This is a genomic window from Lacihabitans sp. CS3-21, from assembly GCF_024343675.1.
GTDB lineage: Bacteria > Bacteroidota > Bacteroidia > Cytophagales > Spirosomataceae > Leadbetterella.
The window spans coordinates 78,802-103,795 of the sequence record NZ_RJUD01000113.1 but is presented as its reverse complement, the minus strand read 5'-3'; the positions used below and the strand labels follow the sequence as shown (position 1 = coordinate 103,795).

Below are 24,994 nucleotides of genomic sequence, written 5' to 3'. Positions count from 1 at the left end.
ATTTAAAAATCTGAATGAAATCGCGTAATTTTAATAAACCTAAAACTATACCATGAAAAATATCTCAGATTTCTTCGTTCGGATTTCCAATTGGAAAACTTTGCTACTGTTTTTTATCATTTACCTATGTTTTAATTTGTATTTTTTGCCAAAGGTTTTTAAAGGGATGGTTCCGGAAGAAGACAAAAATCTTCCAATTTTAGACTTGCAGTTTGGATACAATCCAGAGCGGGTTAAGGAGATTGTGTCTATGTACACTGGCGAAGCGAAGGAGGCATATATTTTTAACTGTGCAGTAGTAGATGGCCTATATCCAGTGGTTTATATGTTCTTTTTTGCCATCATTTTCAGCTTGGTTTTTTATAAATGGAAAATCAATCCATGGTTTAAATATATGAATTTGTTCTCATTTATTATCTTGGTTTTTGACTATCTCGAAAACTACCATATTGTGAAAATGCTGAAAACATATCCTGAAAACATAGATAATTTAGCGGTCAATTGCTCCGCCATTACGCTTTTGAAATGGGTATTTGCTGGTATAGCTTTATTGATGATTTTGGTGGGTATTCTTCAGAATTTGCTCAGAAAATCAAACTAATTTGCCTCCGTTTTTAAACAAATCCAAATGAAAAAAGCTCTTTTGATTCTGATAATTATTTTAATTGGGGTATATTTTTTCCCAGTAAAACACTTTACATTCGATGAAAAATATCCTGCTGATGATTCCTTGAGCGAGTCTTTACGGTTATTCAGAGAAGAACCTACTAAGACCTTGAACGTTAATGATCATAACTGGACCTATTTTGTAGCAGGGCAGTCTGACACCACACTTTTGTTTTTACATGGCATGGGTGGTTCGTATGACATTTGGTGGCAGCAGCTTAACCATTTCCGTAAAAACTATAAAGTGCTGAGCTTGAGCTATCCATCGGTAAAAAGCCTCAAGGAACTTTCTGAAGGCATATTGGCCATATTGGAGAAAGAAAAAATACAGAAAGTTGTGGTGGTGGGGAGTTCTTTGGGAGGCTATTTAGCCCAATTTTTGGCAGTTCATCACCCCGAAAAGATGATAAAAGTATCGCTCGGAAATACTTTTGCTCCAAACACCGAAAACAAGGCAAAAAACGAAACCTTGGTGAAAGTGATGCAATGGCTGCCGGAGTGGTTGGTGATAAAAACCATACGAGGCAAATACAATAAGGAAGTAATTCCAGCCGCCAATAACCATCCTGCTACCGATGCTTTTCTCAACGAATTGCTCGGAACGGAAGTCACAAGAGAGATTTTTACCAATAGATATTATTGTGTGGTGGATACTTTCACGGCCCAAATTGACTCCAAAATTCCGCTCCAAATCATAGAAACTAGCAACGATCCTCTCGTAAGTAAAAACCTGAGAGAAGCCCTAAAAGCCAATTATCCACAAGCCAAAGTGATAAACTTGGGCAATATCGGTCATTTCGGATACCTAAATGAGCCCGCCGTGTATAATGCTGTTTTGGAGGAGTTTGTGAGGTGAGGGATAAAGGAGATTGATTTTTTTTAGGGGGAAATAAATGACAATAAAGAAAGCTCGTTTTCGGTCATGGTGCTGTGGTTACTGAAGGTTCTATACTAAAGTGTGCCGTTGGGTGGCCAATGGTTGTATGAAAGTAGGAAAAAATTAAATATTCTTGGCTGTAAACGATATGATTATCAAAGACAAAAGTCCACTCGACCTACAAAAAGTAACTATGAGTAAATCAAAAGAAATGTCATTTTAACAAATATATTCCTTTTAACTAGTTACTGGTCTTTTTGGTTTAACATTCTGTATTACAGTTAATTACAGTCATATTGGAGGCTTTAATTCATTCCCCAAACTGTATGATTTCGCTCGGAGCATAGCCTATTCGCCTGGCTATAATTTCGAGTTTTTCATTCGGGTTTAATATTAATTTTCCAATATAAGGTTGCCAGGAAGTTTGGCCTTTTTTTCGATGGGCTATAAAAGCCCCAGGAGTCGGACAATTTACTTTTAAAACATTGTTTTTTAAAGTCATTTCTGGTTTTTCGGTGGTGGGTGGTTTGCTTTGGCCATTCCACATTTGGCTTAGCATTTGTTTTTCAGGTATTTCGCCCATGTCACCATATTTTTTGAACCAGAGTTGATGCTGAATTCTTAATTCTTCTAATTTGGCTTTATACTCAGGATTTTCAGCAAGATTTACAAACTGATAGGGGTCTTTTTCGGTATCATAAAGTTCCTCTTTGGGTTTATTCGGTTTGAACCAATGCATTTGTTGTGAGTTAAGTTGTCCTGCATCTCTCAACCGCAATATCTCAATCATGCTTTTTTGTTGAAGTCTGTACGTAATGTTTTGATAGTATGGTTTCTCGGGCTGGTAGTTTTTAAGGTATTCAAAACGCCCATCGCTAACGGCCCGTACTCTTTCATATTCAGCGTCCATGCGGTCGCGGGCTGCAAATATGTATTTTCTTTGGTTTTTTGGCGTTTGTTTTCCCAAAAATGCTTGTCCTTCTATAAAGTTGGGTATTGGAATATTGGCAAGGGATAAAAGGGTAGGAGCCATGTCTACAAAACTAATAAGCCTTTTGTCCATTTTGCCTGCATTTTTGCCTTCAGGAAACTTAATAATTAAAGGAACTTTCAGTCCTCTATGTAGTAATTCTCGTTTGCAAAAAGGAAGGCCATCGCCATGGTCGGAAAAAAAGAAAATGTAGGTATTTTCGTAAAGACCGTCTTCTTTAAGTTGTTTTATGATTTCTCCTATTTGTGCATCCATTAACTGCACGTTGGTCATGAATCTCGCAAAGTCTTTTCTTACTATTTCGTTATCAGGCAAATAAGGCGGAATGATCACGTCTTTTGGGTCAACTAAAAGGGACTCTTTTTCACGTACAAAAACCTGAGATTCGTGCGTAGTCATAAAATTGAAAATTGAAAAGAAGGGTTGGTTCTTGTCTTTGCGATTTCTCCATGTGGCCTTCGAATTACTTTCATCCCACATCGCTTCTGAATTGGTAAATTGGTAATCCTCTTTGGAATTGTTTGAAGTAAAATATCCGTTTTCTCTTAATACCAGCGGGTAAGGTTTCAAACCTACGGGTAAAACAACTCCATAAGAAGGTAATCCAGTTTTTTCTTCATACTCCTTTCCCATAAAAGTTCGCATATTGTGGGCACCAAACGAAGTTTGATATTTGCCCGTGACCAATGCCGCCCTACTTGGTGCACAGACCCCTGCAGTGGAAAATACATTCATGAATTTCGTTCCTTCGGTTGCCAATCTATCAAGATTTGGAGTTTTAACTTCTGTACAGCCAAATGCACCAATATGATAAGACATATCTTCGGTAGTAAGCCAAATGATGTTAGGTTTCTTGGTTTGGGCAAATAATTGAAAACTTAACATGCATAAAAGAAGGTATTTAGATGAATGATATTTCATTTTTTATTTATAGTTGAATTGCAAATAAAGATACAGATAATTTCAAAATAGTTGAAAAAATCCTTGGGTGTATTATCGTTCAAACAAAAAAACATTCAGTTTCAAAAAAGAAACTGGGTGTTTTAAAAAAACTAATTTCCTACTTCATTCTAAAAACCTTCTTATCAGCTTTGGCTTTAAATGTTGTCACTTCTTTGAGGTTCGATTTTAAGGTGTTAACCAACGTTAAGTTTCGGTTTCTTTCGCCTGAAATTTCGAATAAAGTTTCGGATTTGGGTGAGAAGGTGATATGGTTAAAACTAATATTCTTACTGTTTTGAATTTGGCCAACGGTGGTGTTTTTTGAAAAGATACCAATATTTTCAAAGCTAATATTCTCGGCCTCGATACAAATTAAGCCTTTATTAGAAGTGAAATTTGAGTTTTTGATGCTGATGTCTTTGATGTTCATTTCAGGTAACCCTCTGAGCATAATGGCGGTTTCGGCACCTTTACAGTTTACATTTTCAATAAAAAATGACTTAAATGAGGGCGTGCTTTCGTCGAGTTTTTCGGCTTTGATTTCGGGTAAAGTAGTGTCATCACCATCCAGCGGTACAGGATCTTTGGCCATATAATACATGTCAAATAATATGGCTTCGCCAGGGATATTGTTCATATTTATATCAGATATGTAAATTTTCTCTACCACTCCACCACGCCCACGGGCTGTTTTGAAACGAAGGCCGATGTCGGTTCCGAGGAAATTGTTGTTGTTTACAAACAAGTTTTTTACTCCACCAGACATTTCGCTGCCAATCACAAAACCCCCATGTGCATGGAAAACGGTGTTGTTTCTTACAATGATATTTTGAGTTGGTTTGCCACGTTTACGACCTTCTTCGTCTCTGCCAGACTTTATACAAATGGCATCATCACCTGTGTCGAAAGTACTATTTTCAACGATGCCATTTGAGCATGATTCTAAATCCAGGGCATCATTGTTTTGGCCAAACCAAGGATTTTTCACGTTCACGTTTCGTATCGTAATGTGCTCACAAAGAAGGGGATGTAAGGTCCATGCAGGAGAATTTAAAAATGTATTGCCTTCGATCAGTACATTTCTACAACCCGACAAACTTATAAAATTTGGTCTAAGGAAATCTCTGATTTTTTTATAATCTTCTAGTGTTTTTCCCTCAGTTTTTTTGTTGGTCCATCCCATGTTTTCATTGCCATATTTTGAGGTTTCAGTAGGGTACCAAGTATCTTTTTTGTCGTTTAATACTCCGCCAGATGCTACTAAGTTTTTCCACTGCGTGTCTGTAAGTTTTGATTTTTTTACTTGTTTCCATACTTGGCCGGCTCCGTCCATGGTTCCGCGGCCTGTGATGGCCACATTGGTGAGGTTTACTCCCCAAATGGGAGCTTGACAACGATATGCGGTATTTCCTTCCCAAGTGGTTTCCACGATTGGATAGTCATCGCGGTTGTCGCTAAACTGTAAAACTGCTCCTGCTGCTAAGTGTAAGTTGATATTACTTTTAAGCAAAATGGGGCCTGTAATCCACAATCCTGATGGAATTAAAACTGTACCGCCACCTTTTTCAGCTGCGATATCTACCGCTTGTTGGATGGCTTTGGTATTTAGAAAAAGGCCTTCGCCTTTTGCTCCATATCTGGTTATGTCAAATGTATCTTTTTTAAACGTTGGTATATTTATTTTTGGTAATTGGTACTCCAAGGTGTTGGGATAAACTGACTTTTTTAGCCAATTTCTAAGAGGCAGCGATTGCGTAACTAAATCTTCGGCTACAAGCGAAGCCATTAGCCTTGCACCATATGGAGAAAGATGTGTATTGTCCACTATGCCGTTGGAGAATTTTGAAAAAATACCGCCCGCATAATGCAAAAATATATCTTTAGAGGCTTCTTCTCCTTGGTTTTCGATAAGTTTTTGGCTCAAAGAATGCATGTCAATCAGTTCCACTTGGTTCTTTTTGGCCACCTCTTTTGCTACTTGTGGGTATTCACCATGCTGGTCGACAAATTTATGTTCTTCGTCAAATTTCCTTCTCACCATGGGAGTTAGTAGAATGGGAATAGCTCCTTTTGCTTTTATCTCGTCTATATATTTTTGTAAATTGGCTCTGTAGGCTACTTGTGGGTCTGCAAATTTGGTGGTGTCTGATATTTTTTGGTCGTTATGCCCAAACTGTATAAAAACATAATCGCCTTTTTGTAATTGTTCATGTACCTTTGCCCAATGTCCTTCATTTCTAAAACTTTTGGAGCTTCTGCCATTCAATGCGTGGTTTTGAATTAATACGGCATCGGTAAAAAGCTCATGAAAAACTTGTCCCCAGCCAGTTTCGGGTGCATCATAAGGTTTTTTGTTGGCCATGGTGGAGTCGCCAATCATAAATACTCTTACTTTTTCATTGGGGAAATTGAAGCCAAAGGCTAAAAGACTAAAAAGGAAAAGGTATTTTTTCATAATGGGTTTGAAGCAAAACACCCCAATGCTTTTGCCATTGAGGTGTTGTTAGGTTTTGTTGTAATTATCTCAGTTCGTTCAAGTTCACGAAATCCATATCGGTAAAGTCCTTGTTTTCTCCCGCCATGCCCCAGATAAACGAATAATTGGCCGATCCACCACCTGCATGTATACTCCAAGGAGGCGAAATGATGGCTTGATGATTTTGCACCCACATGTGGCGGGTTTGGTCTGGCTTGCCCATAAAGTGCATTACGCCTTGGTTTTCAGGTACATCAAAATAGCAATAAACCTCGCTACGGCGGTTGTGTACATGAGGTGGCATGGTATTCCAGATGCTGCCTGTTTTGAGGACAGTAAGACCCATCACCAATTGACAACTCATGATGCCGTCGTTGTGAATATATTTGTATATGGTACGGTGATTTGAAGTTTCAGGTGCTCCTAAGGTTACAGGTGATGCGTCTTCTTTGGTGAAAAGTTTATTGGCATAGGTTTGGTGTGCAGGTGCTGAAAGGATAAAGAAACAGGCTGGATTAGCGGCATCTTTGGATGAAAAAGTTACTTGTTTTGTTCCTTTCCTAAGATAAAGACAACTTAGTTTTTCGACCGAAAACACCTCGCCGTCTGCTTCAACTTGTCCATCGCCAGCTACATTTATAATTCCTATTTCTCTTCTTTCCAAGAAAAACTCACTTTTCAAGTCATCATAAGTTCCTAAGGCTAGTTTTTCAGAAACGGGTTTTATACCGCCCAAAACCAATCTGTCATAATGCGTGTAAGTGAGTTTTATCTCGTCATCTGCGAATAAAGACTCTACCAAGAAGTTTTCTCTCAGTTCAGCCGTATTCATTCTTTCTACTTCTCTTGGGTTACTTTCGTATCTTGAATTCATTTTTTTTAATGAGTTAATTATTAATGTGTTAATTGGCTAATTGGGCAATTTGATGATATTTGATATGTTAATTTGTGAAACAAGCAATTTCTTGAAATTAAATAATTGTTCCATTAACAAATTAGAATCATCTTCCCATCCAACCGCCATCGACTGTCAAAATAGTGCCTTGCACGTAGTTAGACATTTCGGAGGCTAAGAAAACAGTTGGGCCTTTAAAATCTTCAGGTTCGCCCCATCTTCCTGACGGAATTCGCCCAAGAATAGATGCACTTCGTTCGGGGTCAGCTCTTAGTGCTTCTGTGTTATCGGTTGCAATATATCCAGGGGCTATACCATTTACGTTTATGCCTTTCGATGCCCACTCATTGGCAAAAGCCTTTACTAAACTGCCGATTGCTCCTTTGCTGGCAGCATATCCAGGCACGTTTATGCCACCTTGAAAAGTAAGTAAAGAAGCCGTGAAAATAATTTTTCCAGAGCCGTTTACTATCATTTTTTTGCCTATTTCTCTCGTAATAATAAATTGAGCATCAAGGTTTATGGCCATTACTCTATCCCAATATTCATCAGAATGTTCGGCGGCAGGATTACGCATAATAGTGCCAGCATTGTTCACCAAAATATCGATTTTTGTGTGGGCTGATTTGGCTTTTTCAAGAAATGAATAGATTGATTTTCTATCTGAAAAATCTGCTTGAAAAGGATAAAATTTCCTACCCAAAGATTCTACAAATATCTGAATTTCGCTTCCTTCAGAAGGCATGGTGGCCGAAACTCCAATAATGTCAGCCCCAGCTTCGGCCAATCCTTCGGCCATGGCTTTGCCAATTCCTTTGTTGCAGCCCGTTACCAATGCAGTTTTGCCCTCTAAACTTATTTTAATCATCTTTTTTCTAAATATTTTGTAAGATTACCAAGGATTATCTTCGAATACAAACATTGGTTTCCATTAATTTATGCAATCGTTTTCAGGATTTTTATAATACCGCAAAGTCGCTAAGACGCATGGAACAATTTGTTTTATTTGATCAAATAAGAATTTTTGAGGGCATTCGAACTTGTTGCTTATATTTTGAAAGTGCATGTTTTTTTGGTAATTTTCGATTCAAATTATTCTAAAATTGGAAGTAGTAACCCTCAAAGACATAGCAAAAGCTTTAAATCTCTCCACTTCAACTGTGTCGAGAGCATTGAGGGATAGTTACGAAATTAATGAAAAAACCAAGATATTGGTAGCAGAATATGCCAAAAAGGTCAATTACAGGCCCAATCCGATAGCACTAAGTTTAAAAGACAACAAGAGCAGAGCCATAGGTGTAATTGTGCCAGAAATTGCCAATAATTTTTTCTCACAGGCCATCAATGGAATCGAAGACGAAGCTTACAGCCGAGGTTATCATGTGGTAATTTGCCAAAGTCATGAGTCCTTAGAGCGAGAAAAGGAAAATCTTAGACATTTATTTGAAAGAAGAGTGGATGGGATTTTGATTTCGCTTTCCGGCAAAACAATGGATATTGAGCATATTTTGGAGTATAGTGAAAGTAATTTTGCCGTAGTGTTTTTTGATAGAGTACCAGATTCAGAGGGGTTCCACAAAGTGGTGGCAGATAATTTTTTGGGAGCTTTTGCAGCCACTGAATATTTAATAAAGCAAGGTAAAAAGCGGATTGCCCATATCACAAGCCCTTTGACATTGTCAATTACTAAGGAGCGATTGGAGGGTTACAAAAAAGCATTGGAAAAGCATGGTATTGAGGTTGATAATCAATTAATTAAACATTGCGGTTTTGATCCTGAGGAGGCCAAAGCTGCGGTTAACGAAATTATGAATTATCAAAATCCCGATGCGTTTTTTACCTGTAGTGACCGACTTGCATTGCATTGTTATGAGGCCTATCAAAACCGTAAAAACGAGCTTTCCGCCGAAACTGAGTTTTTTGGATTTACCAATCTCAATGTATCGCATTTGTTTTCTCCGAAACTTTCTACTGTGGTGCAACCTGCGTATGAAATGGGCACAAGAGCCGCCAAAATTCTATTAGATCAACTCGAAAGCAAGCGAAAGGTCAAAGATTTTGAAAAAATTGTACTTGAAACGTATTTGAAAATTAGCTAGTATATTTGCTTTTTTTATAATTATTATATGAGTTTAGGAAATAAATTTTTAAGCCTAAAGACTTTTTTTGCTTTGATTTTGGGTGTTTTTTTGAAAAATATCCTTTTTGATTATTTGTTAAAATCCCAGGATGTCGCATTATGGCCAAGTTTGCAAAGTGCTTCTTTTTACACCGCTTTTAATGTTTTTGATTGGTTGGTTTTTTGGTTTATTTTTAGAAACACATTAGAAGACAGGATAAAAACTGCTTTTTTAGCATTTTTGACTATCATTTTTACTTCGATACCTTTTTTTATAAATTCGCCAATACTTCGACTCGATTACGACAATTTGTTGGTCTCTACGGTTTTGTATTTTATTCCATTTTTTCTTTTTATAGTTTTTAAAAAATCCCCCAAGCTCATTTTTCTACCCATCTTGATGGGGATATTGCCTTTGATAAACCTTGAAATAGCCAATGGTTTTACAGGAAATTTATCTTTTATGAGAGTCTTTTTTGGTAAAGGACTTTTGGAACAAAATATTGGAAATGGGATATTTTTAGACTTTGGTTTGGCTTTTATAAAAACGAGTTTTTGGGCAGCAATCGTTATACTTTTTTACGAAATAAATCACCAGTTTTTTGCATACAAATCGTGGAGATTTTATGTGGAGTTACCCATAAAAAAGGGATTTTTGATTTTGGTTGTATTTTTATTTAAGACTTTAATCTATTGGATGGTTGGCTCGCTTCTGATTGCCATGGTGGGCAATAATTCCGTTCCACTTTTTAGCAATAAAATTGGTTTGGTTTTAAACGCTTTGGGCTTTTTTGGTTTTTTGAGTATAACCAGCATTTATTTTAGAAAGTACATTACTTTATATTTTTATCAAAAAGTAGGACAGTCTAATTGGTTGTTTTTCTTCTTTTTTGTGCCGTTTTTAGATTTTTTGGCCTTGTTAATAACGGTTTTGGTGCCTTTTAGTGTTTCTAAAAAAGCCATTAATTTAGGATTTTCAAAAAAAATATTGGTAAGTGTGGTGGCTTGTATTTTGGTTTCTTATGCTGTGGTATGTTACTTTAAAAATATTGTAAATATTCCGACTACCGAGAAGGACCTTAAGCTTGGCCTAATGATTTCTCAGGTTTTGTTACCCGTTTTTTCAGCCATTGGAATTTTGTTGAGTATCAAAAGTAATGTTTTTCACAAAGTTTTATTGGGTATTTTGATAGTTTTATTGCCGGTTGTTTCTATCTATTTGGTTCCTAAAATCGAACTTTCAGGTAAAATCGAATTGCTGGTAAATACGCTCTCCATTTATCTTCATTCGGGGCTTATTCTATTTTTTATTTATCCTACATTATATTTCAAAGAGTATTTGAAAATCAAATAGATATATTTCTAATATACTTATTATTAGTGTTCTTTAGAATATTAAACAAAAAAAAACGCCCCTATAATAGGGACGTCTGCGTTTATTGGGTTATAGTTTACTTTGTTTTCGTGATTTTTAAAGGAATGCAAATTTCAGTTTTACATTCACAGGTATCTTGTACAACTATGGGGCAACAATTGCCAGCTAAACAAGGAACGCCATTTAATATTACCGTATAGTTTCCAGGTAAATTTGCTGCGTAAGTTGGCCCAGTTCCACCAATTAAATCTGAGCCATTTAGTTGCCATTGATAAGATGAATACCCAAGCGGTGCAGTTAGGGTAACATGCTCGTTTTTGGTTGAACAAATTGAGATGGGAACCACCACTAATGATTGACCATAATCATCTTCAGCAACATTCTTGTTTCCTGGAGTGGAATCCATGTCGTTATAGTTTGATGAATAAATCCAAGCAGTAAGTGGCATTTGTCCACCCATATTGGTCATAACTCTCGCCATAATGGTGAGCGTATCATTGTCGTTATTTGACAAGTCAACATTTGACCAAATATGGCTGGCAGGATTGTACGTTCCAGAGGTAGCGGATGCTGACAAAAATGCTAAATGTGCACCAAGACTATCTTTTACTGAAACAATATCCGTCACATTTAATGTATCTGTTCTTCTAATTATTATTCGATACATAATCGTATCGTTAATTTGTCTTATGCATTCGCTGGCCGCTTCTACATACAATAAAATGTCAACTTTTGGCAAAGTTACCTCGGTAGAATCGCTTGGGCCTGGTTGGAAAGGATTCACGTTGTCAGAAATATCTGTAACTACACTCTCAAGTGGGTCTGTACCATAAACCATGGCCGAATTCATCACCTTTCCACTGGCAACGTCATTTGCAGTTAGGAAATATTGACCTATCGCAACGCCGGTTTGTCCAGGGATTAGTGAGTCGGGCGACACGGCAATAGGGTTAACAGAAATTAAAGAGTCGATTATAAACACATTTCTTAGCGTAGTATTTCCATTATTTCTCACTGTAAAACTATAAGTAATGATATCGCCTACAAAACCATTTCCGACCAAATCTCCACTTTTTGTGAGATTAATTTCCGAGTCATAATTCACAAATCCTGCATCATTATTAACGAAAGTTCTCTGCGGGTTATTGATTGGCAATGAGCTGTTTATGAAAATATTATCTGTTAATCCAGTGATATGGTCAGCATCAGAATCCTTGCTATCATCTGTGCCAATATCTTTTAAACTTGCATGCATTCCATTAGGTTTAACAAATTGTATTTTGTAATCACCGCTCACTAAACTATCAAAGGCATATTCTCCTGAAACGTTAGAAATTGTTGAATCAATTTTTACATTAGAATTATCAACAAGATAGATTTTAATATTAGCTAAGTTCAAATCACCGCTCGATTGGATATTATTAAAGTCTTTATCATCAAATATTTTTCCTGAAATTGAGCCGAATCGTACTTCTATTACTTCAGTAGTATCCGTAGCAGTACAGCCATTTATTCCGGTGGCTATTACAGTGTATATGCCTGGCATAGAAATACTTACAGAATCATTAGTTCCCAAGCCATTTGACCACAGATAAGAATTACCACCACTGGCTATTCTTAAAACATTGCTTTTCAAAACACTTATGGTGTCAATGCCAGCAATGGATACCAAAGGGAGTGTAGTATTTTGAATAATTTCGAAAGATTGGTTAGAAACGCATCCGTTTGAGCCTGTAACTGAAACTGAATAGATTCCTGGGTTTGTAATATTTGCCGATGGATTAGTTCCTAAGCCATTTGACCAAACATATGATACTCCTCCTGAGGCCGTTAATGATACCGAAGTTTCTGCACAAGTAAGGGTGTCAATTCCAGAAATCGAAATAATTGGTAATGAACCGTCTTGATTGACAACCGTTGTGGCAGTTGCGGTACAACCATTTAGAGCAGTTATAGTTACTGTATAAGTTCCAGGAGCTGAAATATTTGCAATTGCATTGTTTCCAAGTCCGTTAGACCAAGCGTAAGAAACACCACCCGATGCAGTTCTGGTAACAGTTGTCAAAGCACAAGTTAAGGTGTCTGTCCCAGAGATTGCAGGTGTTGGAGGAACAGTATCAACGGTTACAGTCACACTATCTATTGCCGTACAACCACTGTTTAAATGAGTTTTTGTAACAATATATGTAGTGCTGACGCTCGGATTTGCCAAAGGATTTGAAATAGTTGACTCAGTTAAGCCATTTGTTGGACTCCATAAATATGAACTGGAAATATCATTGACTTCTCCAATTAGTGCACCGGTTGGATTTGTAACACAAGTTTTCGTAAAATCAAGTCCAGCTGATACGATTGGGACCGTGGTTTCAACGGTAACAGTTACAGAATCTACTGCTATAAAGCCATTGGCCAGGTTTGTTTTGGTTAATACATAAACCGTTGTAGCAGTTGGATTTGCGATTGGATTCGAGATGTTGCCCGAACTCAAACCCGCTGAAGGACTCCAAGTGTAACTATGGTTAGGTTCAGTAGGCTCTCCAATTTGTTGTCCCGAGGTATTTAACAAACAAGTAATGGTGAAATCGTTGCCTGCACTTACATTAGGTTCAGTACTATCAACAATTGCTGACACCTCATCTTGGTCATCTTCTGCCGGATTGTCATTGTCTGGCGTACTATTTGGATCGTATTCATCCACATATTTTACCTGAGCTACGTTTCTGTAATTTATGCCAAAAATAGGAGCAACCACAGTAGCATGATAAGTTAATATTTGAGAACCTCCAGAAGCGATAGTTCCCATATTCCAAGTTAATGTATCGTTCAACAAAATTCCAGCATTGCTGATATTCATAATATTAGCATATCCGTTTGGAATAATATCTTCTATGGTAATATTCGAAGCCACATCTGGTCCAGCGTTATTAACTGTAATGGTAAAGGTTACAGTATCACCCACATAAGGAGTGGAATTATTGATTGTTTTGGTCAAACTCAAATTGGCTATTCGTGGCACAGCAGTAACCTGGCTTTGGTCATCTTCACTTGAATTATCATTACTTGGAGTACTATTTGGATCATATTGGTCAGAATTAGTTACCTGAGCAATGTTTGTAAAGCTCCTACCAAGTATGGGTGCGTTAACAGAAGCCTGATAAGTCAAAATTAAATCAGAGCCATTTGCCACAGAAAGATTATTCCAGTTGATGATTGAACCCACCAAAACTCCAGAATTGCTTATAGCTGTAATCCCGCTGTACCCATTTGGAACAATATCTTCAATGCTTACGTTGGTTGCCGTATTGGGCCCATCATTGTGTAAAGTAAGCGTAAAGGTCACCATATCTTCCACATTTGGAGTAGTATTATCGATAGTTTTTACTAAGCTTAGGTTGGCTACATTTGGTATAATCGTTACTTCTGACTGATCATTCTCAGTGACATTATTGTTTCCAGGAGTACTATTTGGGTCAAATTGATCCACAGCTTTTACCTGAGCAACGTTAGTAAAATTAACTCCAGAAGATGGTGATTCTACGGTTGCTTGATAGGATAAAACTACTGATGAGCCGTTGGCTAAATTCAATATTGTCCATTCCAAATTGCTTCCAACAAATGTCCCTGAATGGCTAATGTTGTTAATATTGGAATACCCATTTGGAATTAAATCTTGTACTAAAATATTTGTCGCCAAATTGGGTCCAGCATTGCTCAAGGTAATGCTAAAAGTAACTACATCACCTGGATTTGGATTGAGATTATCAACTTGTTTAATTAAACTCAAATCAGCTTGTTGAGGAACAGCGGTGATTTCAGCTTGGTCATCTTCCGAATTAATGTGGTTATTCGGAATACTATTTGGGTCAAATTGATCTGCTCCAATTATTTCAACAATATTTTTATGGCTAATGCCAATTCCTGATTGCTCAACAAGTACTTGGTAGGTGAAAACCGTATCGGCTCCATTTTCCAAAGTGTCTATGTTCCAATTTATTTCGCTTCCTGTCAATATCCCTGCTCCCGAAATGTTTGAAATGTTACTATACCCATTTGGAACTATGTCTTTCACAGAAATATTTGTTCCGTCATTTGGTCCAGCATTATTTATAGTCACTGTGAAAGTAACTATTTCTCCATTTTGAGGATATAAATTGCTTATTTGTTTGGTAATACTCAAGTTTGAAACTTTTGGAATGGTAGTAACTTGAGACTGGTCGTCTTCTAATGTATTGTCATTGTCAGGAATACTATTTGGGTCAAATTCCTCTGAAGCAATTATTTGGGCAATATTTGTAAAATATGTACCTGGAAAAGGTGACTGAACAGTAACCTCATAACGCAAGGTTAAATTATCACCATTTGCCAATGAAGGTATATTCCAAGTGAGAATATTACCAACTAAAATGCCAGAATTGCTTATATTGGTAATATTTGAATATCCATTCTGAATGGTATCCCGTATTACAATATTATTCGCTGCATCAGGCCCAGTATTATTTAAATCTATTGTAAAAGTTACTATTTCTCCAACCTGAGGCGTTGGATTATTGACTGTTTTGAGTAAACTCAAATTGGCAACTCTTGGAATTGAAGTAACTTCAGCCTGGTCGTTTTCAGTTGGTATATCGTTGTTCGGTGTGCTGTTTGGGTCAAATTGATCAGAAGCAACAATTTGGGCAACATTTTTATAGTTGGTTCCAGAAATTGCTGGATTCACGGTTGCTTGATACGTGATAACCACATTTGCCCCATTGGCAATGGTTATTCCAGTCCAGCGTATAGTATTTCCAACCAGAATACCTGAATTATTGATATTTGTAACATTTCCATAGCCATTTGGAATTATATCTTCAATGCCAACATTCGTAGCTTGGTCAGGTCCCGCATTATGTAAGGTAATTGTAAAAGTCACTATGTCTCCTACATTCGGAGTAGTGTCACTAATTTGTTTGGTTAAACTTAAATCAGCTCCTTGAAGTGTAGCAGTTACAGTGGCTTGGTCATCTTCTGTACTTATGTTATTGTTCGGACTACTGTCTGGGTCAAACTGATCCGATGCAGAAACTTGAGCCGTGTTGGCATAAGTTATCCCCGAGCCAGGCGATAAAACAGTAGCTTGGTAGGTAAATGTTTGATTTGTACCATTGGGTAGATTAGCTAAGTTCCACGTGATGGTATTTCCTACAAGAACTCCACCATTGCTGATATTTGTAATTGTTCCAAATCCATTAGCAACAACATTTTTAATGGCTATATCTGTAGCTGAGTTAGGGCCATCGTTGTTTAATGTCACTGTGAAAGTAACCGCATCACCAATAGTGGGTAATACATTACTGATTTGGTTGGTCAATCTCAAATCTGCCATCAAAGGGATAGCGGTGGTACTAGATTGGTCGTCTTCAGTTGAAATGCCATTATTTGGTGTGCTATCTACATCTTGCTCTGTTGCAGCTGTAACTTGAGCCACTGTCGTATAATTTGTTCCAACTAAAGATGGAGCTACATTAGTTTGGTAGCTTAGCGTTAGGTTACTGTTGTTTGGTACATTGGCTAGATTCCAGGTGATTGTATTTCCTGACAATGTTCCACCATTGCTGATATTAATGATATTGTTAAAACCATTTGGAACAATAGTTTTTATTACAACATTTGTAGCTGGGCTTAGATTGCCATTTGATAAATCAACCGTAAAAGTTACAACATCACCCACATTAGGACTATGGTTGCTTATCTGATTTGTGAGTGATAAATCAATTATTGGAACAGGGACAGGGGCAGCACTACTTTGGTTATTGGATAAATTCTGCTCTGGTTGGTCTCCAGATATCGAGGCAGTATTTAAATATCCTCCTGGAGCTATAACTTTGGCAGTAATGAATAAATCCTCAGAATCGCCATTGGTCATATTTCCAATATTCCAACTCGCTCCAACCCATGTTCCTTTGGTTGAATTAACGCTAACTAGATTATAACCAGTGGGTAGAATATCTGTAACAACTACGTTGGTAGCATCTGTTGGACCAAAGTTGGTAGCTTTTACATTAAATATTACAGTATCTCCCACAAAAGGATTTGCAATATCTACTGTTTTTAGAACCTCCAAATCTGACACAGCCAATCCAAAATTGTTTCCACATGTTCCTTGACCTGCTCCTGTAAAAGAGGCAGTATAATATCCGGTTGGAGAAGGACTTGGGTTAGTCAATGTATAACCCGTTGGAATTGGTTGAGCAAGCTGAACAATATAGCGACTTGCAACAGGCTGAGAATAATTAACTCTAATGTTGTCAAAATACACCAAATCTCCAGGTATCATCAAAGAACTTCCCGAACTTACAAATCTTATGGTTGTAGTTGGAGAAATATAGCTACCAATATCAAATGTCATAGAACCACTTTGATTTCCGTCCGCACCAGTAAATCTTTTCAAAAGCGTCCAGCTAGAAGGGCTAGAAGAGCTAGCAATCTGTAAATCAACATAATCGTTTACTTGAAGGTCGAGGTTTTGCTCATTATAATCTAATGATAAACTTGCAGAGACAGCCCCAGCGATATTTAAGCTTCTAAATGCACCACTTACTACATTTGCATCAGACTGAATCCTAAGGCCATTTCCACTTAGAATTTGAATGTTGTTCTGACCAAAAGTTCCAACATCTCCAATTTTTATCCAGCTGGTTGTCCAGTTGGTTGTTCCATTACTTTGATTAGCAGTAATACTGGCATTAAACTGGTCGAGATAATTTAAACTATTGGTAACTGGGTTAATTATAAAACTATAATAACCGCTATTGTTTGTCATTTTGGAGTCAATAATTGGTTCGCCCAAATCTATGATTCCGTTATTATTTAAATCAGAAATAAGATTTACCGATGAGTTTTCAAGACCAATTTCTCCAAGACTAAAAACACCATTGTTGTTATTATCGACATAAACGGATCCGCTTATCTCGTTGATCAATGGGGACGAAGCACAAGATACTGTAACATTAACCAGAGCTACATCACAAATTTGTGGGTCTTCCGAGCTACAAACACGGTATTCAAACTGATCTGCACCTGTAAAGCCTTGATTAGGCGTATAATTTATACTACCATTGGAGTTTAAACTTACCGTACCATTTGAGGGCAATATAGTAACACCAGTAAATGATACTTTGCTAGTGTCAGGTTTGCCTATTACGTCATTTTGTAGAACATTTATCACAACATTTTCATCTACAGAAGTAAATGCATTGTCGTCACTAACAATAAGTTTTGGTAAAACACCGAGGAAATTGTCTTTATCACATACGCCCAATACCACAAAACTTGCTGTTTGGGTATTTAAAGCAGCGGGTATATATGCCCCATTGGTATTGCTGGTATTTACCTTAGCGATGTAACATACTGGTGGGTTTTTATAAAACGTTAATTCTACATTGTCAATCCAGAAATAGTCGTCAGTTGAAGTCGAGCCATTGGTAATAAATTGCAAAGTGTTTACTCCATTAGGATCATAGGCCGTTATGGGTAAATATACATTGGTATAATTGACATCGGTACCCACTGCCAATCCATCGTTCAATGTGAAAACTGTGGTACCATTTATGAGTACATTCACACCCTCGCCTTGTCTGTCTAGACCTTGTCTACGATAGCTGAATTTCAAAACAGCACTCAATGTATTGTTAAAAGTGAGTGCTCTATTTATTCCATTCACAGGACCTGACAAACGGATTGCGTTACTTGACCCTGATGCGTCTGCCATAATTCTTATGTCTCCAGTATTTATGACACCATCGTCACTAGATTCTGTCCAGTTGTTGTTCCATAAAAGACCGCCATCATTTCCAGAGTAACTGGGTGTCGGGTCAAAGTCATCTCTTGCATTATTTCCGTCTTTGGTACTAAATGTATAATTGCCAGAAATATCTGAAACTGTTGATTCGGTAATGCCTTCACCTATATCAACTACACCGTTGCAGTTTATATCGATATATAAATCCACTTTTATACCTACAGCAGGAGATTCTCCATTGTAAGTGCCATCATCTGGTAAAGATTCAACGAAAACTTTTCCTCTGAAAAGATTTTCATTTGAATTAGCTATACAGGTCGAAATTCTTATTTTTACCAATGCTACATCACAAATACCTGGATATTCTACCGAGCAAAGTCTGTATTCAAATTCATCGTTTCCTTGGAAACCATTGTTTGGTGTATAGGTTAAGGTACCGTCAGCATTTTTGGTTACTGTTCCATTGCTAGGTTGTAACAATCCAAGCGTACTTATAGAATTTGGATTTGGAGTACATAAAAACCCATAATCGTTGGTTTGAACAGCTATTATCACTGGTGTATTCGGTTCTGTATCAGTAATGTCGTCATTAGCAATAATTAATTGTTGCAAACAACGTGGCTCCATTACATATCCAACGTCCATTCCAGGAGAACCCGCAGGTGCACCGTTGGGGTTTTGTCCCCAAATTGCGGCTATTTTTGTGCCATCACAAGTGAAAACAGAAAGTCCAGTTTGGTCGTTGTCTGGGTCAAGGATTTTATAAGATTGCAGAGCCGTTATGGGAACCGCAATATCATAAGGCATTCCGCATGGACTAATTGTGGCTGTTTGAGATGCCAAATTACCGTCGTATTTTATATAGAGCGTAGTGGCTGTTGGAGCTGTTACCCAAACTGGGTTATAGTTACCTGATAAATTGCTACTTCCAGGTGCCCAAGCTACACTTGCAAATGTAGATAGTCGCGACTCTGGTATCATATTAAATGACCAGTCAAAAGACCTTCCATCAGCGTCAGCATCGAAAACAGCAACTGCAGTAAATGCTTCTCCATTTCTACTTGCAAACTTATAAGCCTCTGACTGGTTTAGGTTAAGATATCCATAAGATTTTCCAGCTAAAGCAAATGAACCTGTAGCTCCAGTACCTGAAGACCAATCAATAGTAATTGAGGTAGCTAAGTTATTGGTAAAAAATGCATAAACTGGAGCAGTACTAAGGGTGGTATGTGCGGGAGAATAATAGACATCTCCATAAAAATTACCAGGAAGTAAGGCTATATTTCTTGTACCATAATTGTCTAGACTTCCGAAAACCACGTCCACGCCAAAGTTATTGGTTGATGTTATGATTGCACCAGATTTGATGTCATTGGCATTATTTATATCTGTAGCTGTACCTGGTGTTGATGAAGTTCCGTCATAAAACCAAACTTCCCCTTCATTTAAGGTAGGAGAACTAACATCTACTGTGCCATCAGCATCATAGTCCAAATTTATAACTGTGTTGTTTTCTGAAGCTCTAGCAAAAATTCCTGTGTATTTAAATGCCGCGGTAGATCCAAGCGTATTATCTTCACCAAATGGGATGACAAAAAACTTTCCGAATCTGTTTAAGTCAAAAACATTTGATTTAATATTCTGAACATCAAAATTGTTACTTCCAGTAGACATACCAGCGTCCCCAGAAATCTTTGAAATTGCTATGTCGTTAGAACTTAAAATTTTGTCTCTTCCATCAAAGTGAAAATCAGTAGAATTTCTTGGGTTATACTTAAAATGATTATCAATTAATATATAACCGCCAGCTGGAATAATATCTGTTGGATACCCTGGAGCCTTTCCATTGTTCAAAATTCCATCACCCCAAACTTCTGTAGAATTTTGAGTTGGAATTGTTATATCGCTTTCATAGCCATCTTCCCAATGGTCAAAAGTTATAATGTTTCCAGGGTAAGGTATTTTTATACTTATTACAGTTCTTACCGAGTCTGTCAAAAAACTTCCACCACCTGCACTCCATAGAGCCTTACGCAAGAAATTGGTACTTTCAGGGAAAGGAAGATAATAAGTTTTACTTTTGGTGGCTTCTGAACATGGGTCATTTAAAGATTCTTCTATTTGGACATTTACAGTAGCCTCTGAACAGCAGCCAGATGAACTACTCGAGCATACACTGTAGGTAAATTGATCATTTCCATAGAAATTACCGTTTGGAAGATAGGTTATTTCTCCGTTTGTTCCAATCTGAATAAAGCCATTACTCGGCTGATTTATAATGTTTATTTTTGTTGGATCTGTATCGCCTAGGTCATTGTTTAAAACTTCAATAATTACAGGTGAACCTTGTGTGCCAATGGCATTGTCATTTGCCGCCGATATATAGGTTGTACTCATTGAATGAGAACTCGAACGAGGTCCATTGCAACCATTTGTTGTGGCTGTAATTGTTGATGTTCCAGTCCATCCAGCAAGAAATGTAATAGCACCTGTAGAAGTATTGATATTGTTACCAAATGTCAAACTTGCTCCATCTAATGCATAGCTAATACTGGTTGAATTCGTTGATGTTGCTGCGTATAAGGTAGTTATAGCTCCTTGGCATCTAACCGAAGTAGCACCCAGTGAAAATATTGGTAAACCAACTGTAGGTGTAACAGTTACCGTATGTATGGTGCTTTTAGGTCCATTACATCCAGTAGCAACAGCTGTTATTTTTGTTGTACCGCTCCAGCCTGCTGAATAGGTAACTAAGCCTGTGTTAGCGTCAATTGAATTTCCACCAGCAATACTCAAACCATCTAAACTATAAGTCAATGATGTTTGATTTGTTGAAGTTGCTAAGTATTGAACTGTACCTGCCCCTTGGCATCTTACAGATGTTAAACCCATTCCAAAAATAGGACTGCTAACTGATGGCGTGGTTGTAATTGTATGGGTTTGTTGGCTTGGTCCATAACAACCTGAAGCCGTTACTGTAACAATGGAAATACCACTCCAAGATGCTGAAAATGTTACTGATCCAGTGCTCGAGTTAATACTATTTCCACCGCTTAGGCTGGTGGCATCTAAACTATAAACTCTACCAGTAGAATTGGCCGCGGTGGCTGTGTAACTTGTAGTTCCAGCACCTTGACAACGTACAGAGTTTAGCCCAAGAGCAAAAATGGGTGTCTGCACAGCTTGTGCGGTTATTACTGTATGCGTGGTTGATTTAGGCCCATTACACCCTGTAGCCGTAACAGTTATAGTTGAAGTTCCAAACCAAGTTGGGGCAAATGTAACCTCACCATTGGTAGAATTTATGGTATTCCCACCCGACAAACTTGTATTGTCCAGAGCATAAGTGATACCTGAATTATTAGAGGCAGTAGCAGAATAAAGGATGCTTTCAGCACCAATACATCTGTTAGAAGTATTTCCTAATGCGAAAACGGGGGTACCTACAGTTGGAGTTGTCGTAACACTGTGTACGGCTAAAATTGGTCCAAAACACCCATTGGCGGTTGCCGTAACGGTTGAATTGCCCGTCCACGTATTGGTAAATGTAACTGTTCCTGTCGAAGAATTAATAGTGTTTCCTGCTCCTAAACTGGTGGCATCTAATGAATAAATAATGCCTGTAGAGTTCAATGCAGTTGCCAAATAATTCACACCTCCGGCATTCTGGCAGCGAACTGAACTATTTCCTAATGAAAAAACAGGGGCTTGAACTGGTTGTTTAATAGTAACAGTATGTATTGTACTTTTTGGGCCATTGCAACCAGTGGCTGTCGCAGTAATTTGTGATACACCAAACCATGTATTTGCAAATGTTACCTGTCCCGTAATAGAATTAATTGTATTTCCCCCTGTTAGACTATTTGCGTCTAATGTATAAGTGATTCCAGTATTGTTAGTAGCTGTTGCAGAATAAACTGTACTTCCTGCACTTTGACAACGGGTAGAGTTTAATCCCAAAGCAAATGTTGGGGAGCCTACCGTAGGTGTAATGGTTACCGTATGAATTGCAGTTTTAGGTCCATTACAGCCATTTGCTGTGGCAGTTATGGTTGAAGTCCCAGTCCAACTTGCAGTGAAAGTTACTTGTCCAGTAGCTGAGTTAATTGTATTTCCACCTGATAAACTTGCAGCGTTCAGGGAGTAAACAATACTTGTAGAATTTGTTGCGGTAGCTAAATATATTATGGTTTCTGCACCTTGGCATCTGACTGAACTAACACCTAAATTAAAAATAGGCGTTTCAACTGATGCTGTACTTGAAGCTATATGTGAGGCTGAAGCGGAGCTATTGCAACCAGTAGCAGTGGCAGTGATAATAGCATCACCAATCCATCCATTGGTATAACTAACTCTACCATTTGAAGCATTTATAGTATTTCCTGCTAATAAGCTTGCAGCATCCAAAGAATAAGTTATACCAGAACTGTTAGAGGCAGTAGCTGAATAAATAATACTACTATTGGCTTGGCATCGGGTCGAAGTGCTTCCCAATGCGAACACAGGAGTACCAACACTCGCAGTTGTCGTGACTGTATGCATTGCATTTTTGGGGCCATTACAGCCCGCAGCTGTTGCAGTTATAGTTGATGTTCCACTCCAAGTAGGAGCGAAACTAACTTCCCCAGTAGTTGAATTGATGGTATTTCCTGCCAACGTACTTGTGGCATCCAATGTATAGGTTAAACCAGTAGCATTTGAGGCAGTCGCACTGTAAGTCGTACTCCCAGCTCCTTGACAGCGTGCTGAAGAACTTCCCAAAGCAAATACAGGAGTAGTTACTGAGGGAATAATAGTTACCGTGTGACTTGCACTCACAGGACCATTACAACCAGACGCCGAAGCGGTAATGGTTGTTGTTCCAGCCCATGTTGATACATAAGTTACTGCTCCAGTACTTGCGTTTATTGTATTTCCTGCCAAAGAACTCAATAAATTTATGGAGTAAGTAATTGCAGTCGAATTTGTTGCAGATGCACTGTAAGTTAAAGTTCCTGCTCCTTGACACCTACTAGATGTAGATCCTAAAGCAAAAACAGGTGTGCCAACAGTTGGCGTTATGGTAACAGTATGGGTTCCAGTTCTAGGTCCATTACATCCCGTTGAAGTTGCTGTAATTACACTAATTCCACTGTATCCAGCTAAAAAAGTTACGGCTCCGGTACTTGAATTTATGGTATTTCCTGCACTAAGACTAGTGGCATCTAAAGCAAAACTTAATCCAGTAGAATTTGTGGAAGTTGCAGAATAGGTGAATGTTGCAACTCCCTGACATCTTGTGGAACTTATTCCAGCGGTGAAAACGGGGGCACCAACAGTAGGGGTGATGGTTACCGTATGATTTGCTGTTTTTGGTCCATTACACCCTGTTGCAGTAGCAGTTATAATAGAAGTGCCAGACCAACCTGCCGCATAGCTCACCTCGCCCGTGAGGCTATTAATAGTATTCCCGGCGGTTAAGCTCGCTGGATTTAATGCATAGGAAATACTCGTAGAGTTTGATGCAGTGGCGGTATAAGTTATATTTCCAACTCCTTGACACCTAATAGAGCTTGTTCCAGCACCAAATATAGGAGTCCCTACCGTTGGAGTTATTGTAATTGTATGAGTTGAACTGGTAGGTCCATTACACCCTTGGGCTGTTGCAGTTATTATGGCTGTCCCTGTATAAGCGGCTGTAAAAGTAACTGCTCCAGAGGTGGAATTTATATTATTTCCTGCTGTTAAACTCATGGCGTCTAAGCTGTAGGCAATACTTATAGAATTTGAAGCGGTAGCCACAAACGTTGAAGTAGATGCTCCTTGACACCTGGTTGAGTTTGTTCCCAAACTAAATATAGGTGATGCCACAACAGGATTAATTGTAACGGTGTGCGTAGCACTTGTTGGGCCATTGCAGCCTGCTGCAGTAGCTGTAATTATTGTCGTTCCGCTCCAGCTGGCTATGAATGTAACTTCACCTGTAGAGGCATTTATAGAATTTCCAGCATTTAAGCTTGGTATATCTATTGAATAAGTAATCCCAGTAGAATTTGATGCGGAGGCAGAAAAAGTTACAGTCCCACCTGGTTGACATCTTACAGAGCTACTCCCAATGCCAAAAATTGGTGTTTCAACTTGGGGTGATATTGTAACAGATGTAGAGGCAGTGGCACTACAAGCTGTACCATCCGTGACTGTAAGGGTGTAAATTCCACCATTCGTTAAATTTACATTGGACAATGAGGGGTTTTGTAGGTTTGAAGTAAACCCATTTGGACCAGACCAAGAAAAAGTAGTACCTCCTGTAGAGCTTCCACTTAGGATTAGTGTGCTATTAAAACATACTGGGGAATTGCTATTTGCAATAGCACTTATTGGGGTATAACATGGGTGATGGAATCCTTGATCAAGATGATATTCTATGGTAGAATTAACTACTTGAAAAATACCAGTAATACCAACTTTTTCCAAGCCAATTAAGCCATTGGTTCCGTCAGAATCTATTAAGTTTGATGAGGACGAATTACTTTTTGGAGAAACGAGAAAGTCTCCACCTGGGTTTCGAAATACCAAGTAATAGTCAGAATCAGGCAGTCCTGAAAATTCAAAAAAGCCAGGATTTCCTAAAGAATCATTGGCAGTAATCACAAATGTAGATAATACATCGTTGGTAGGGTCTGGTAATGACGAGTTTGGAACATACAGTTCCACTCGGACATTGTTTAATCCTGATGAAACGGGTTCATCCTGAATACCATTGGCATTTATATCTTCCCAAACATAATTGCCTACTTTGTTTTGTGAAAAAACACTCGAACTTATAATTATTAGGTAGCACGTAATAAGAATGAAATAAATCTTTTTCATAATCCTATTATTTATAGTGCTTGT

General features: G+C 38.0%; 9 protein-coding genes. 4 read left to right on the top strand and 5 right to left on the bottom strand.

Going from position 1 to position 24,994, the window contains the following annotated elements; translation table 11 throughout:
- Nucleotides 1-52: 52 nt before the first annotated feature.
- The gene (locus tag EGI24_RS20305; protein ID WP_255050451.1) at nt 53-601 is read left to right on the top strand and encodes a hypothetical protein; all 549 of its coding nucleotides are present in this window, start codon (nt 53-55) and stop codon (nt 599-601) included.
- Nucleotides 602-628: 27 nt separating this feature from the next.
- A complete protein-coding gene (locus EGI24_RS20300) occupies nt 629-1,522 on the top strand; it encodes an alpha/beta fold hydrolase (RefSeq protein WP_255050450.1) in 894 nt (297 codons plus the stop codon).
- A gap of 331 nt (nt 1,523-1,853) precedes the next feature.
- Here the strand turns inward: EGI24_RS20300 and EGI24_RS20295 are convergent, their stop codons facing one another.
- The 4 genes from EGI24_RS20295 to EGI24_RS20280 form a co-directional block, all read right to left on the bottom strand.
- Nucleotides 1,854-3,419, bottom strand: a complete 1,566-nt coding sequence (locus EGI24_RS20295; protein WP_255050449.1) for a sulfatase — start codon at nt 3,417-3,419, stop codon at nt 1,854-1,856.
- A 175-nt stretch (nt 3,420-3,594) separates the two neighbouring features.
- Entirely contained in the window at nt 3,595-5,931 is a 2,337-nt protein-coding gene (locus tag EGI24_RS20290; RefSeq protein WP_255050448.1) for a glycosyl hydrolase family 28 protein, read from the bottom strand.
- A 64-nt stretch (nt 5,932-5,995) separates the two neighbouring features.
- Nucleotides 5,996-6,826: a 5-dehydro-4-deoxy-D-glucuronate isomerase gene (kduI, locus tag EGI24_RS20285; RefSeq protein WP_255050447.1), complete on the bottom strand. Its 831-nt coding sequence runs from the start codon at nt 6,824-6,826 to the stop codon at nt 5,996-5,998.
- A 127-nt stretch (nt 6,827-6,953) separates the two neighbouring features.
- Complete coding sequence (locus EGI24_RS20280; protein WP_255050446.1) at nt 6,954-7,715, bottom strand: SDR family oxidoreductase; 762 nt, start codon at nt 7,713-7,715, stop codon at nt 6,954-6,956.
- 235 nt (nt 7,716-7,950) lie between these two features.
- Between EGI24_RS20280 and EGI24_RS20275 the strand changes: the two genes are divergently transcribed.
- Both EGI24_RS20275 and EGI24_RS20270 read left to right on the top strand, forming a co-directional pair.
- Nucleotides 7,951-8,946 carry a LacI family DNA-binding transcriptional regulator gene (locus EGI24_RS20275; RefSeq protein WP_255050445.1) on the top strand — a complete coding sequence of 332 codons (996 nt, stop codon included), beginning with the start codon at nt 7,951-7,953 and terminating at the stop codon, nt 8,944-8,946.
- Between the two features lie 114 nt (nt 8,947-9,060).
- Complete coding sequence (locus tag EGI24_RS20270; RefSeq protein ID WP_255050444.1) at nt 9,061-10,320, top strand: hypothetical protein; 1,260 nt, start codon at nt 9,061-9,063, stop codon at nt 10,318-10,320.
- A gap of 97 nt (nt 10,321-10,417) precedes the next feature.
- Here EGI24_RS20270 and EGI24_RS20265 read toward each other — a convergent pair whose 3' ends face one another.
- Complete coding sequence (locus EGI24_RS20265; protein ID WP_255050442.1) at nt 10,418-24,970, bottom strand: SdrD B-like domain-containing protein; 14,553 nt, start codon at nt 24,968-24,970, stop codon at nt 10,418-10,420.
- Between the last annotated feature and the right edge of the window lie 24 nt (nt 24,971-24,994).